The following is a 13,275-nucleotide window of genomic DNA, read 5'->3' as shown; positions in this document are numbered from 1 at the left end:
TCAATGATTGCACATACTCAGTTAGTAAAAATGTGTAGTGCGTTTATAGAGCCTACAAGCATTGTTTCAAGCGAGCGATTACTTAATGGCTTTAGTAATGATAATTTTTTAATACGTACCGAGCAACAAGGGTATTTGTTAAAGTGTTATAAAAGCCATTGGCCAAGTGACGGCCTTGAAGCGCAGCGCTTTTTAAGTAACTTTAATATATGTCCTGCGCCTATTTGGCTTGATAAAGAAAACGGTCGTGCGGTGTTTAATTATATTGAAGGCAAGAGCGCGCAATCGGATATAACGCTTAGCTTTATTAATAAACTTGCTCAAGTGCACAATTACAAAGTGTCTACCGCGCCAATGGATATAGCTAAAGAGCTTCATTTTTATCAAAGCACCGATGTATATACGCAATATAAACCTCAAATAGAGAAGGCACTCAAAGCCGTTGCAGCTATGTCATTTAATGCAGGCTTTTGTCATAACGACTTAGTAAAAGACAACATTATTGTAAATGCTTCAGGCATGTATTTAATTGACTTTGAATATGCACAAACTAATGATGTGTATTTTGATTTGGCAGCCCTTGCAGTGAGCTTTAATTTTAATGAGAGCAGTGAAAGTGCATTGTTAAATAACTATAAAAATAGCATCGATAAAACAAAAACGTTTGATCTTTCAATAGATAAGCTGAATTACTATAAGCTGTTTTTTTTAGTGTTATGTATTGGCTGGTACGAAGAGCGCGGCATAACTAATAAATCTGTAATGTTACGCGCGCAGCTAACTAAACTCGTTAATAATACTTTTTATAGATGTTAAAGGCCACCAAAGCGCTCGGCTAGCTCTTTGTATTTAGTTACTTCGGCTGTATCAAATTGTGGTTCGCCATTTTCATCTTCTGATTTAGCAATTAATAAACTCTCTCTAGAAAGACGTTTTACACGCTCTACTTTTACACCTAAAAACTCAGCAACTTGCTCAGTAGACATTAAACTCATCATTATTTCCTCGTATTAAATTAATCCGCACAGCGACAATCATAGTTTCAATGTTGCTAAACCGTTACTGTTTCTTATTCAATAAGAATAAATAGCGTGTTTTTAAGCCATTGTGAAGTGTTTTATTTAAAAGAGTTTAATTAATAAGCATATAAGCTGATGTTACTGGTATTTATTTAAAGATCTCTTTATCATTGCTGATGCTAAAGCACTGATATCGCGAGTTGGTGTGGAGGCAACAAATGTGCTCTCGTGGTGAAATGGATATCACGTGGCCCTCCGGAGGCTGAGTTGTAGGTTCGATCCCTACCGAGAGCGCCATTTGCTTTTACATCTACTAATATTCCCCTCTATATTATCTAGCTTTTCATTAATTACTTTTGTATTTAAAAATGTATTACTGCATAAATTTTGAAATTTTATTGTAAGAACAGCTTTCTAGTTATTTATACAATGCAAAATTGCATTATTCAAAATGTTATCTAACGTTATGTATGCATATACGACGAAATTATAAATGAGGAAAACCGATTCAATGTTAAATAGTCAGTTAGAAATACTCGCTCAAGGACATGCTTATCTTGAAAGTGTAACTAAAGAGGATTATTCGCAAATCGTTGCTCCTAATTTCATTAGTTCAGCTGGGTCACATATGCGCCACATTATCGATCATTACCAATCTTTAATGACGGGCTTTGGTATAAATAATATTGATTATGATAGTCGCCTACGCGGCAGTAATATTGAAAGTAACCCCTGCGAAGCGATAAAAAAAATTGCCGAGATAGCATCGTGGATTGAACAGCTAAGTACAGATGATTTTAATAAACCGCTGTTACTTTCAAGCGAAGTATCAATTAAAAGTAAAAATGTACAAACTGTAACAACCTCATTAGCACGAGAGCTTATATTTGTAGGAAGCCATGCAGTACATCACTATGCGATGATTTCACAAATTACCTTTGCACAAAAAGCATCATTCGACCAGAGCTTTGGGTTAGCACCAAGTACAGCCACTTTTTTGAGAGAAAAAAGCCAACAAAGCCAATTAAAATCACTGCAAAGTTAATATGTGCACTTTAAGTTACTTCTTAACTGATGATGGCTACGAGTTGTTTTTTAATCGTGATGAGCAAAAAACGCGAGAAATGGCAATCGCCCCGAGTAAGCACACAGGTAACGCAATTTACCCTATCGATCCGCAAGGGGGAGGTACTTGGCTTGGTGTATCGCATTGGGGGCAAACATTAGCTTTATTAAACGATTATCAAAGTGTATTTGATATAACTGCCGTAAAGCACAGTAGAGGTCTTTTAATCCCACATTTACTGAGCAACAAAACCCCTGCATTGTCTCAATTACAAAATATGGATTTATCGGGTTATGCGCCTTTTAAATTGTGTATTTTTCCGGATAAATTATCCCTAAATAATAGTCACATCGTTTTTGTTCGGTGGGACACAAAACAATTAATCGATTGCCAAGTTGAATCGCTTGCAACGTCATCTGGCGTTGAGCTAGAAACAGTTACACAAAAGCGTAAACAGCAATTTAAGCAACTTATTGACTTAAGATATCCTGCAAGTGAGCAGTTTTTAGCATTTCATTACAGCAAAGCCGAGCAAGGCCAATATGGTGTAAATATGCAAAGAGAAGATGCAATGACAGTCAGTATTAGCCATATTAAAGTTGGTAACACTATACGCTTTAATTATTTTGATAAGCAGTCTCAGCTCATTAGCAGCATTAGTTGTTTAAAAGTGGCTGCAGCTTAACTAAATATTTTTATAGCTGTTACATAACTAAAAAAGTCGACGCAATTAATTGCGTCGACTTTTTTGTTGCTCTATTTTCATCTGCTGTATTAATACAGCAGATGAAAATTATGAGTGATTTATATAATCATCTTTTTTATCACCAAGGTAGAGCTTAAGTAGCTTTTCAGGCGCACTTGGTAGGTGCACACTTAAAAGTAATCCTGGGGTGTGATTAAAGTTACTGTCAATTCCCATACAATGAAATTGAGCGCCTAGCTTATGATATTGCTTTAATAAAATCGGTATGTCTTTTTTATCTTCTTCTATTCCCATAACCAATGTTGATACATGATCTATGTTTAACGTGTGATCACTAATAAAGTCTTCAAACTCTGGATGAATTTTATTATTAAAAGGCGTATTGGCGCTAACACCTTGTTTATTATTAACCATAGCATGGTCAATAATTGCGACAGAACGAGGGTCGTAAAGCTTACTTAATGAAACCGTGCCATATAAAGTCCTATAACGTGGGTTTTGCGCCATAAACGCACCGATCCCTTTAAATAGCAGTAATAAGCCATGGTAACTGCCTTGATGTTTTTGAACTATAAACGAGCGACCCATTTCCAAGCACGGCTGTTGTTGATTAATAAAAGAGGGTTCAAAATTAAACATTTGCGATAAATAAAGGGCGCTCACGTCGCTATTTTTTTGTAATAAATCAGTTTGTCCAATTCGATAAGCTCCAATGATCTCTTCATTTTTATGATCAAAAATAAATAAATGCATGTAGCTTGCGTCAAACTTATCGGTGTCACATGGCTCGCCGCTTCCTTCGTTTAATGTACGAAAGGTTATTTCTCTAAGGCGTGTTATTTCAGCAACACAATTAGGTATTTGATCTTGATAACCGTAATAAACGGAGTAACTTTTAAAGTCTAATAAGTGCTGCTCGCTTGGTAAGCTAGCAAGTTCACTCGTCATTTTTGTTTTATCGATATCCTGCATAATCGCTTTTAGTTGCATTGATTGGGCATCGTCTTGCCAAGGTGTTACAAAGCGTTCATCGTTTAAATAGCAAAGCAGGCGCGCAATATCGTTAATGTCGTCAGTTTTCTCAAATTTATTTAATAACTTGGGTGTAAGTAAATTACCAGCACCTAAATTAATGGACCTTTTTTGAATTTTAAGTAATTCACGTATTAGCATTAATAATCTAAATCGGTAGTAAATACGTCCCAAATTGTAAAACATAGGGCTATTTTGACCACTAATAAACACAGGTAATAAAGGGGCTTGTGTTTTTAAGGCTAGTTGAGCCGCTAAGCGATTCCATTGACCGTCGGTTACACGTTGTTTTTTTGATTGAAAAAACGAAACCCTGCCAGCAGGAAAAACCACAAGTAAACCATCGTTATTTACATGTTTAAAACACTGTTTAATTGCACTGGTATTAATGGCTGCTTTTGGTTTTAGCGGATTGGCAAAAATAAAATAATCTTTAATTTCTGTAAATATTTTTAAACCCACGTTAGCCATTACTTTAGTATCGCTACGATAATGGGTGAGTAATTTGGCAATTATTACGCCCTCAATCATGCCATAAGGATGGTTACATACTACTATGCAAGGGCCTTGCTTAGGTATTTTGTTAATAACACTTTGTGCGCCAAGTACATTAATACCCAATACATTTAAAAGCTTTTCACTAAACTCCTGCTTATCTAAACCCGATAAATTATTAGAGAGGTATATATCACGCAGTTTATTTATACCTAATAAGCTATCGAGCAGTGGAGCGGCTACTTTTAATATATGACCCAAAGGCGAGGCTGTGTTTATTGCAGCCACACTTAGGTTTGATACGGGGTGGTTTAGTTTTGTCATATATTAGTACTCTTAAGAATTTAAAGCAGTTGTTATTAAGTGCTGTGTATATTGAGACCGAGGCAAAACAATATTATGTTCAAGAAAGGTTAATAAAGTTCGCTTTTTTATAATGATTAGATAAATTTTATAGCTAAATCACCTGCTTTTTAGTGATAAGCAATTTAGTGTAGTTGAGATGAAAGTGTTTAATTATTAAAAAGTAAAATAATCAGAATTACAATGCAGCTCAAATAGGGCTGTAAATAATAACTTTTAGTCATATATAACTACTTACAACTCAAAAACTAGACTTTTAGGCTTAATTAATGCTATTTAAGGTACATATTCCTTAATAGAAAAATCCCGCCTTTATGCTAATTACTTTGCCCGTGTCTGAGCTTACTCCTGGTATGTATGTTGATAGCGTTACTAAGCAACATGAAGGGATCAATAGCATAAAAATTAAGACCAGTGGCTTAGTACGCGATAGATCTATTATTAAGCGTTTAGTCTCTGAGGGGGTGCTTGAGCTGCTTATAGATTTTGCTAAAGGTGATGCCCCAGTTCCTGCCAAATATAAGCCTCAAAGCAAACCTAAAACATCTAATAGCCAGCAAAAAGCCGAAAAAACACCTATAGCAATCTCAATTGAACAAGAATTTGCTAAAGCGAGTGTCAATTACGATCAGCATGGCCGAAAGCTACAGTCGTTATACGGTGACTTAACATCTGGCCTGAGTGTTAATATAAAAGTGCTTGATGAAATAGCCAGCGAAATAGTCAGCTCAGTTTTTCGTAACGCCAACGCCATGACTATTCTTACTCGTATAAAAGATAAACACAGCTATAACTGGCGGCATATGATCAACTGCGCCATTTTTACCGCTGTATTTGCTAAATACTTAGGGTACAAAATGACTGTTGTGCAAGAGCTTGCCATGGGCGCGTTACTTCATGATTTAGGCCAAGCTAAATTACCGCAGGGTATATTTTCAAAGCCAACTAAGGTTACTAATAATGAGCTCTTAGCGATTAAAAAGCATGTAGCGCAAGGTTTGGGTTTAGTTAAAGGCGAGAAGGGTATAACACCCCTTATGCTTGATATGATAGTAAATCATCATGAGCGCTTAGATGGCTCTGGTTATCCGCGAGGCCTACAGGCAGAGAAGTTAAGTCGTCCAGCGCGTATAATGGCAATTGTAGATGTGTACGATGCAATGACTGCCGATAGAATGCATCAAGATGGTGATGAACCAATCAACGCATTACGCTACTTATTAGCCAATAAGCAATTGTTTGATGGTGAGTTAGTACAGCGGTTTATAAAGTGTTTAGGGGTTCATCCGGTAGGAACTATTGTAAAATTAACGAATGAACGTTTAGCCTTAGTGCTTGAAGGGAACGTATTAAATCCTATTAAACCTAAAATTAAGCTATTTTATAATGCTAAGCACAATCATCATGTTACACCAAAAGACATTGATTTAAGTGAGCACACCCAAGAGCTTAAAATACTATCAAGTGTTAAGCCCTTAGATTATCAGATTAATTTGTCTCGCCTGCTAAAAGAGCATTTGTTGAACTAGTTTTACTGCATTGCCTTTTTTTAGTTTGTTTTGCAGAAATAAACGCACCCAAAAAGCAATTTCCCATCAGTGTTAACCATAACAAAGTGCCTAGCTCTACGTGCAATGCAAAACAACACAGCGCTAAAGAAATCAACGCATTTAACATTGCCCCTAGCCAATAATGGTTTACGGGGTTATCACATTGTCCTGCTTGAGTACAGGCGCAGTAGTTTGCTTTGTAAAAGCAAAACACACTCGCCCCACAAAATATTAGCCCTGTAATAATAAATAAAATGATCACAGTTTTACTTCCATTGCGATTTTATAATGAGTGTAAGTTGCTACTAATTTCAAGTCAATCTAAATGATAATTAATTACATTTAGAGTGTTTGCTCTAATAGCACACTTCTCATCCGATGAGTTTTAAATAGTTGTTAAAATGTCGTTAAAAAACATGTTTTTTACTGTCTTTTGACGTATTCATAGAGTTTTTTACAAAAAATTAAGGTAGTGTAATCACGTTTTAAATCCTAATAACAACACACATAGTACCCAGACAGTCAGTTTGGTTAAGGACTCAACAATGAAATTTTCTAAAACTCTTATTGCAGCTTCGCTTGCATTTGTTTCAGCTGATAGCTTTGCAGCTGCGTTTCAATTATCAGAGCAAAATGCATCGGGTTTAGGCCGTGCATACGCTGGTGAAGCTTCTATCGCAGACGACGCGTCTGTAGTTGCACGTAACCCTGCACTAATGACTTTATTTAAAGAAAAGCAACTAAGTGTTGCTGCTATTGGTGTAATTCCAGATGTAAGTATTGAAGGCGAAAGTACTAATAACGGTATTGACCCAAGTGCATTAGATGACGACAGCATTGCACCAAGTGCTGTAGTACCTGCTATTTACTTTACTATGCCTTACAACGATAAAGTATCGATTGGTTTTGGTGCATTTTCTAACTTTGGTTTATCTACAGAGTTTAACGACGAATACGTTGCTGGCCAAATTGCTGGCGAAACAGAAATCTTTACTGTTAACCTTAATGCAAGCGTTGCTTATAAAGTAACTGAGCAATTCAGCTTTGGTATTGGTTTAAACGCTATTTATGCTGATGCAACTGTTATTCGTAAAGTGGGTGCTAATGCAAGCGGTATTGATTTTGGTGCTGATGCTGTAAACCTTCAAGGTGATGATACTGGTTTTGGTTTAAACGTTGGTTTAATGTACCAGCTAGATGATAACAGCCGTTTTGGTTTTAACTATCGCAGCGAAACAGACATCACATTTGATGGTGACTTCTCAAACGAGTTACCAGTAGGCGGTACTGGTGGTGCTAAGCTTCCAGGTGCAGTTGATCTAACACTACCAGCTATTGCTGAGTTTTCTGGCTCACATCAGCTAGATGACAAGTTAGGCTTACATTACAGTGTATTATGGACAGGTTGGAGCAGCTTTGAATCACTAGAAGCACAAGTAACGTTACCAACAGGTGATAAGTTTGTTGCGTTTGAAAAGCAAGAGCAGTTTGATGACTCTTTCAGATACTCTGTAGGTGCTGATTACCAATACAACGAAGATTTACTACTTCGTGCCGGTGTTGCATTTGATGAGTCTCCAGTATCGCAAACACACCTTTCTATCTCTATTCCAGATACAGATCGCTTTTGGTTCTCGTTTGGCGGTAACTACACAATTGATCAAAACTCTAACGTTGATCTTGGTGTAAGTATCATCCGTGGTAAAACACAAACGTTCACAGAAGCTGATGACTCGGGCAGCCAGTGGGGCTTCGAATCTAAAGGCCACGCGGTATTACTTGGCGCTCAGTACAACTACAAGTTTTAATGTAGAAGTGTCTTGTGGTTAATCACAGGGCACAAAAAAGCCGCTCACTTTAATTAAAGTGAGCGGCTTTTTTAATGCCTATTAAATAGTGTTAATAGGCATAATAACTAAAATTATAAGCTTTCTATTTTAGTTTTTTGCTCAAGTAGCTTAGTTTTAGCATCGCTAAACTCAGCCAGTTTTGCATTTTCTTTAGCAAGTACCGCTTCAGGTGCGTTGTTTACAAACTTTTCGTTAGCAAGTTTGTTTTGCACTTGTGCTAGGCCTTTTTCTGCTTTTTCGAGTTGCTTATTAATACGCGAAAGCTCGGCTTCCACATCAATTAAGCCCGCCATTGGGATCATGATCTCAAGGTTGCCAACATAAGACGTGGCACATGCTGGTGCATCGTCTTTGTTTTCAAGCATTGTAAACTCTTCAATTTTTGCAAGTGATGCTAAAAATGATTTGTTTTCTTCAATGCGTCGCACGTCGTCGCTCGATGCATTAGCAAGTAATACGCTAAGTGGTTTACTTGGACTAATATCCATTTCACCACGAATATTACGAATAGCTAAAATGAATTGTTTAACCCACTCTAAGTCGTCCATTGCTTTAGCATCAACGCTTGCTTCATTATATACAGGGAACGGCTGAACCATAATGCTGGTGTTTGCTGTTTCAAGGCCTGCAAGTGGTGCAACACGCTGCCAAATAGTTTCAGTGATGTATGGCATCATTGGGTGCATTAAACGCAGTAAGCTTTCAAGTACGGTAATAAGTGTATTACGTGTACCACGTTGCTGCGCTTCATTACCTTTAAATAATACCGGCTTAGTTAGCTCTAAGTACCAATCACAAAACTGGTTCCAAGTGAATTCGTAAAGTGTGTTAGCAGCTAAGTCAAAACGGTAGTTATCTAAATGCTCTGTGTAGGTTTTAACGGTTGCTTCATATTGACCTAAAATCCAGCGGTCAGCTAATGAAAGCTCCGTTTGAGCACCGTTTGCAAAACCACAGTCTTGCTCTTCTGTATTCATTAATACGTAACGGCTCGCGTTCCATAATTTGTTACAGAAGTTACGGTAACCTTCAAGGCGGTTCATGTCCCAGTTAATATCACGACCGGTAGATGCCATTGCAGCAAGGGTAAAGCGAAGGGCGTCGGTGCCGTGTGCTTCAATACCGCCTGCAAATACTTTACGCGTATCTTTTTCGATTTTAGCGGCAAGTTTTGGCTGCATCATGTTACCAGTACGTTTTTGTACTAGGTCTTCAAGTTCAATGCCGTCAATCATGTCTAGTGGGTCAAGTACGTTACCTTTTGACTTAGACATTTTATCGCCATTGTCGTCACGTATTAAGCCAGTTACATACACAGTTTTAAACGGGACTTGTGGTTTGCCATTTTCGTCTTTTACAAAGTGCAGCGTCATCATAATCATGCGCGCAACCCAGAAGAAAATAATATCAAAACCAGTTACCAACACGTCAGACGGGTGGAAGGTTTTTAAATCATCGGTATTTTCTGGCCAACCTTGTGTAGAGAAAGTCCAAAGCGCTGATGAGAACCACGTATCAAGTACGTCTTCGTCTTGGCTTAGCGTTACACTATCTGCAATGTTGTTTTCACGGCGTACTTCAGCTTCGTCGCGACCAACAAATACGTTACCTTCATTGTCGTACCAAGCTGGGATACGGTGACCCCACCAAAGCTGGCGTGAAATACACCAATCTTGTACGTCGTTCATCCACGAGAAGTACATGTTTTCGTATTGCTTAGGTACAAATTGAATATCGCCGTTTTTAACAGCGTCTTTTGCAGGCTCAGCAAGTGGTGCAACACGTACATACCATTGGTCGGTAAGTAGTGGCTCAATTACAACACCAGAGCGATCGCCGTAAGGAACCGTTAAACCATGGTCTTCAATTTTTTCAAGTAGGCCTAGTTCTTCAAATTCTGCCACAATCGCTTTACGCGCAGCAAAGCGATCAAGTCCATGTAGGCGCTCAGGAATTGGCGCATCAAACTCAATTTCTTTACCGTCAAAGGTGTATGTTTCACCTTGGGTTAAAATAGCGGCGTCTTTATCGAAAATGTTGATCATCGGCATTTGATGACGTTTACCCACTTCGTTATCGTTAAAGTCGTGCGCTGGGGTTATTTTTACACAGCCCGTGCCTTTATCTTTATCGGCATGTTCGTCAGCAACAATTTTAATACGACGATTAACGATGGGTAATAAAATATCTTTACCGATTAAATCTATGTAGCGTTCGTCATCTGGATTTACTGCAACACCTGAGTCGCCAAGCATAGTTTCTGGACGCGTTGTTGCTACTACAATGTAGTCTTTTCCGTCTTGTGTTGTAACGCCATCAGCTAGTGGGTAACGTAAGTTCCACATGTGGCCTTTTTTGTCTTTGTTTTCAACTTCAAGATCAGAAATAGCCGTGTGTAATTTTGGATCCCAGTTTACTAGGCGTTTGCCTCGGTAAATTAGGTTTTCTTTGTGAAGGCGTACAAACACTTCTTTAACGGCTTCAGATAGGCCATCGTCCATGGTAAAGCGTTCACGATCCCAATCAACCGATGCGCCAAGGCGACGAAGTTGCTTGGTAATAGTGCCGCCCGATTCTTTTTTCCATTCCCAGATTTTATTAATAAAATCTTCGCGGCCTAAATCGTGGCGTGTTTTGCCTTCTTCGGCATGCAGTTTACGCTCAACTAACATTTGCGTTGCAATACCTGCGTGGTCAGTACCTACTTGCCATAATGTGTTGTTACCTTGCATACGTTTAAAACGCGTTAGGGTATCCATTATTGTATCTTGGAAGGCGTGGCCCATGTGTAAGCTACCAGTGACATTTGGCGGCGGGATCATAATTGAATATGGTACGCCTTTGCCAGATGGCTTAAAGTAGCCTTTTTGTTCCCAGTCTTGATATAGAGACTGTTCAATATCTTGCGGATTGTAGGTTTTATCCATTACACAGAACCTTAAATAAGTACTTAAATTAGTTGGTTAGTTTGCCTGATTGGCTAGCTATTAATATCTTGCGTGGTGAGATTGGCACCGAGTTGGCGTAGCTTTTTAAAACGCTCGCGGGCTGCTTGTTTAGCCGCTGCTTCTACGGGTACAAAATCAAAAACTTGGTTAAACCGACGAATGTAATCCGGTAACTGAGTAGCCAAGTTAATTAAAACTTTACGATTGCCAACAGGTGGCGTAATACCAATTTCTACAGGTGCGCCGCCTTTAGGGCCTTCACCTTGTAAATTATGTGGCACAAAACTATCTGGATCGAATGCCCAAATTATTTCATCAATGGCACAGGCTGCTTCGTTATCGTTAACACAAATAAACACACGCTGCCCATTTCGATACTGATCGGCCGCAATTTGAGCAGCCAAAGCAAAATGATCGTCAGCCTTCGCTTTAGACTCATCTTGTTGCTTTAGAACGAAAAATTTAGCGTTCATGTTCATTGTATCGGGGTTTCCCATGACATTGAATGCATACCAAATTGATATACATAAATTAAGAGGCAGATTTTGCCATATAACGGGGTTTGCTTCAATTAATACACAAATAAATAAGGCGCCAAACGGCGCCTTATAAGTAGCTAAACAGTGTGTTTAATCTTGAGCAGCTTCACTTACGCCAGCTCTATTTAATAAATACTGAGTAAGCATTGGTACAGGACGACCCGTTGCGCCTTTTTTAGCGCCACTGCGCCACGCTGTACCGGCAACATCTAAATGCGCCCAATGATACTTTTTAGTAAATTTAGACAAGAAACATGCCGCAGTAATAGTACCCGCAGAGCGTCCACCTAAGTTTGTAAAGTCAGCAAATGGGCTCTCTAGTTGATCCTGATAGTCATCCCATAACGGTAACTGCCATGCACGGTCGCCACTTTGCTCAGACGCTTTTAATAAATCGTGTGCAAGTGGGTTATGGTTTGATAGTAAACCAGTCGCATGCGCGCCAAGGGCTACAATACAAGCGCCAGTAAGTGTTGCTACGTCAATAACCGTATCCGGGTTAAAACGTTCAACGTACGTTAGTGCGTCGCACAATACTAAACGACCTTCAGCGTCGGTGTTTAACACTTCAACTGTTTGCCCCGACATTGTTGTTAAAATATCACCCGGGCGATACGCGTTTGAGCCAGGCATGTTTTCACAGCCAGCTAAAACACCAATAACGTTAATTGGCAATTGCATTTGTGCAAGTGCACGCATTGCGCCAATAACACCTGCAGCGCCGCCCATGTCGTATTTCATTTCGTCCATGCCTTCGCCTGGTTTTAATGAAATACCGCCTGAGTCAAACGTTAAGCCTTTACCAACAAGTACAATAGGGGCTTGGTCGTCAGCGGCGCCTTTGTAGTTAATAATCGACATAATTGATTCGTTATCACTACCTCGGCCAACAGCTAGGTAAGAATTCATGCCTAGTTCTGCCATTTGCTTTTCGCCAATAATATCAACAGTGATGTTGTCAAAATTAGTTGCCAACTCTTGTGCTTGCTCGCCTAAGTACACTGGGTTACAAATATTTGGTGGCATATTAGCCACGTCTTTACACAGCTTACTACCTGCAGCAATGGCTAAACCATGCTCAATGGCACTTTCGCCAATCGTTAGTTCGCGTCGTGTTGGTACGTTAAACACCATTTTACGAAGTGGACGACGAGGGTCTACTTTTTTACTTTTTAATTGGTTAAACGTATATAAGCAATCTTGCGTTGTTTCTACTGCTTGACGAACTTTCCAGTAAGTGTCGCGACCTTTAACGTGTTGTTCTGTTAAAAAGCAGACTGCTTCCATAGAGCCTGTTTCGTTTAAGGTATTAATAGTTTTAGAAATAATTTGTTTATATTGCTTATCATCAAGCTCGCGCTCTTTACCACAACCAACAAGCAATATGCGCTCGCTTAATACATTGGGTACATGATGCAATAATAAAACTTGGCCTGGCTTACCTTCTAAGTCGCCACGGCGAAGTAAATTAGAGATATAGCCATCACTAATTTTATCGAGTTGTTCACCAATGGGGGATAACCTACGTGGCTCGTAAACGCCAACCACAATACATGCGCTGCGCTGTTTTTCTGGGCTACCACTTTTTACGTTAAATTCCATTGTCACTCCTGATTTTGAGTCATTTAAGTTAGTAAGTTGGGGCTAAAAAAGTATTTTCTAGTCTTATCTACGTAACTTATGTGCGGATAATTTTAATTTTAGCTG

General features: G+C 38.9%; 11 protein-coding genes and 1 tRNA gene. 6 read left to right on the top strand and 6 right to left on the bottom strand.

Going from position 1 to position 13,275, the window contains the following annotated elements; all coding sequences use genetic code 11:
• Positions 1-3 precede the first annotated feature (3 nt).
• Positions 4-816: a phosphotransferase gene (locus GQR38_RS05890; RefSeq protein ID WP_165722077.1), complete on the top strand. Its 813-nt coding sequence runs from the start codon at positions 4-6 to the stop codon at positions 814-816.
• Here the strand turns inward: GQR38_RS05890 and GQR38_RS05885 are convergent.
• Positions 813-995 carry a hypothetical protein gene (locus GQR38_RS05885; protein ID WP_007587299.1) on the bottom strand — a complete coding sequence of 61 codons (183 nt, stop codon included), beginning with the start codon at positions 993-995 and terminating at the stop codon, positions 813-815. The two genes, GQR38_RS05890 and GQR38_RS05885, sit on opposite strands and share 4 nt — an antisense overlap.
• Before the next feature lie 246 nt (positions 996-1,241).
• On the opposite strand from GQR38_RS05885, the gene GQR38_RS05880 reads away from it, so the two are divergent.
• The 3 genes from GQR38_RS05880 to GQR38_RS05870 all read left to right on the top strand — a co-directional run bounded on the left by GQR38_RS05880 (position 1,242) and on the right by GQR38_RS05870 (position 2,770).
• A tRNA-Arg gene (locus tag GQR38_RS05880) sits at positions 1,242-1,316 on the top strand.
• Positions 1,317-1,530: 214 nt separating this feature from the next.
• A complete protein-coding gene (locus tag GQR38_RS05875) occupies positions 1,531-2,064 on the top strand; it encodes a hypothetical protein (RefSeq protein WP_165722076.1) in 534 nt (177 codons plus the stop codon).
• A gap of 1 nt (position 2,065) precedes the next feature.
• A complete protein-coding gene (locus GQR38_RS05870; RefSeq protein ID WP_024607937.1) occupies positions 2,066-2,770 on the top strand; it encodes an NRDE family protein in 705 nt (234 codons plus the stop codon).
• 108 nt (positions 2,771-2,878) lie between these two features.
• Here GQR38_RS05870 and GQR38_RS05865 read toward each other — a convergent pair whose 3' ends face one another.
• Entirely contained in the window at positions 2,879-4,642 is a 1,764-nt protein-coding gene (locus GQR38_RS05865; RefSeq protein WP_165722075.1) for a GNAT family N-acyltransferase, read from the bottom strand.
• 353 nt (positions 4,643-4,995) lie between these two features.
• Here GQR38_RS05865 and GQR38_RS05860 point away from each other — a divergent pair, with 353 nt between their 5' ends.
• The gene (locus GQR38_RS05860) at positions 4,996-6,210 is read left to right on the top strand and encodes an HD domain-containing phosphohydrolase (RefSeq protein ID WP_165722074.1); all 1,215 of its coding nucleotides are present in this window, start codon (positions 4,996-4,998) and stop codon (positions 6,208-6,210) included.
• Here GQR38_RS05860 and GQR38_RS20480 read toward each other — a convergent pair.
• Positions 6,170-6,493, bottom strand: coding sequence for a hypothetical protein (locus tag GQR38_RS20480; protein ID WP_024592106.1), 324 nt, complete (start codon positions 6,491-6,493; stop codon positions 6,170-6,172). The genes GQR38_RS05860 and GQR38_RS20480 overlap by 41 nt on opposite strands.
• 283 nt (positions 6,494-6,776) lie before the next feature.
• Between GQR38_RS20480 and GQR38_RS05850 the strand changes: the two genes are divergently transcribed.
• Complete coding sequence (locus GQR38_RS05850) at positions 6,777-8,039, top strand: outer membrane protein transport protein (protein ID WP_121954265.1); 1,263 nt, start codon at positions 6,777-6,779, stop codon at positions 8,037-8,039.
• Positions 8,040-8,152: 113 nt separating this feature from the next.
• On the opposite strand, the gene GQR38_RS05845 is transcribed toward GQR38_RS05850, so the two are convergent.
• The 3 genes from GQR38_RS05845 to pepA form a co-directional block, all read right to left on the bottom strand.
• Positions 8,153-11,008: a valine--tRNA ligase gene (locus GQR38_RS05845; protein ID WP_165722073.1), complete on the bottom strand. Its 2,856-nt coding sequence runs from the start codon at positions 11,006-11,008 to the stop codon at positions 8,153-8,155.
• A gap of 53 nt (positions 11,009-11,061) precedes the next feature.
• Positions 11,062-11,508 (bottom strand): DNA polymerase III subunit chi, encoded by a 447-nt coding sequence (locus tag GQR38_RS05840; protein WP_007587285.1) that lies wholly within the window; start codon positions 11,506-11,508, stop codon positions 11,062-11,064.
• 150 nt (positions 11,509-11,658) lie between these two features.
• On the bottom strand, positions 11,659-13,170 hold the full coding sequence (pepA, locus tag GQR38_RS05835; RefSeq protein ID WP_007587283.1) for a leucyl aminopeptidase: 1,512 nt from the start codon (positions 13,168-13,170) through the stop codon (positions 11,659-11,661).
• Positions 13,171-13,275 lie beyond the last annotated feature (105 nt).

The sequence above is a fragment of the Pseudoalteromonas sp. c7(2019) genome (genome assembly GCF_011378625.1).
Lineage (GTDB): Bacteria > Pseudomonadota > Gammaproteobacteria > Enterobacterales > Alteromonadaceae > Pseudoalteromonas > Pseudoalteromonas arctica.
The sequence above is the reverse complement of the archived record's forward strand: the minus strand, read 5'-3'. Positions and strand labels throughout refer to the sequence as shown.

Coding starts and splice junctions, on each gene's coding strand:
- GQR38_RS05890 (WP_165722077.1), top strand. CDS start 4: ATGATTGCACATACTCAGTTAGTAAAAATGTGTAGTGCGTTTATAGAG.
- GQR38_RS05885 (WP_007587299.1), bottom strand. CDS start 995: ATGAGTTTAATGTCTACTGAGCAAGTTGCTGAGTTTTTAGGTGTAAAA.
- GQR38_RS05875 (WP_165722076.1), top strand. CDS start 1,531: ATGTTAAATAGTCAGTTAGAAATACTCGCTCAAGGACATGCTTATCTT.
- GQR38_RS05870 (WP_024607937.1), top strand. CDS start 2,066: ATGTGCACTTTAAGTTACTTCTTAACTGATGATGGCTACGAGTTGTTT.
- GQR38_RS05865 (WP_165722075.1), bottom strand. CDS start 4,642: ATGACAAAACTAAACCACCCCGTATCAAACCTAAGTGTGGCTGCAATA.
- GQR38_RS05860 (WP_165722074.1), top strand. CDS start 4,996: ATGCTAATTACTTTGCCCGTGTCTGAGCTTACTCCTGGTATGTATGTT.
- GQR38_RS05850 (WP_121954265.1), top strand. CDS start 6,777: ATGAAATTTTCTAAAACTCTTATTGCAGCTTCGCTTGCATTTGTTTCA.
- GQR38_RS05845 (WP_165722073.1), bottom strand. CDS start 11,008: ATGGATAAAACCTACAATCCGCAAGATATTGAACAGTCTCTATATCAA.
- GQR38_RS05840 (WP_007587285.1), bottom strand. CDS start 11,508: ATGAACATGAACGCTAAATTTTTCGTTCTAAAGCAACAAGATGAGTCT.
- pepA (WP_007587283.1), bottom strand. CDS start 13,170: ATGGAATTTAACGTAAAAAGTGGTAGCCCAGAAAAACAGCGCAGCGCA.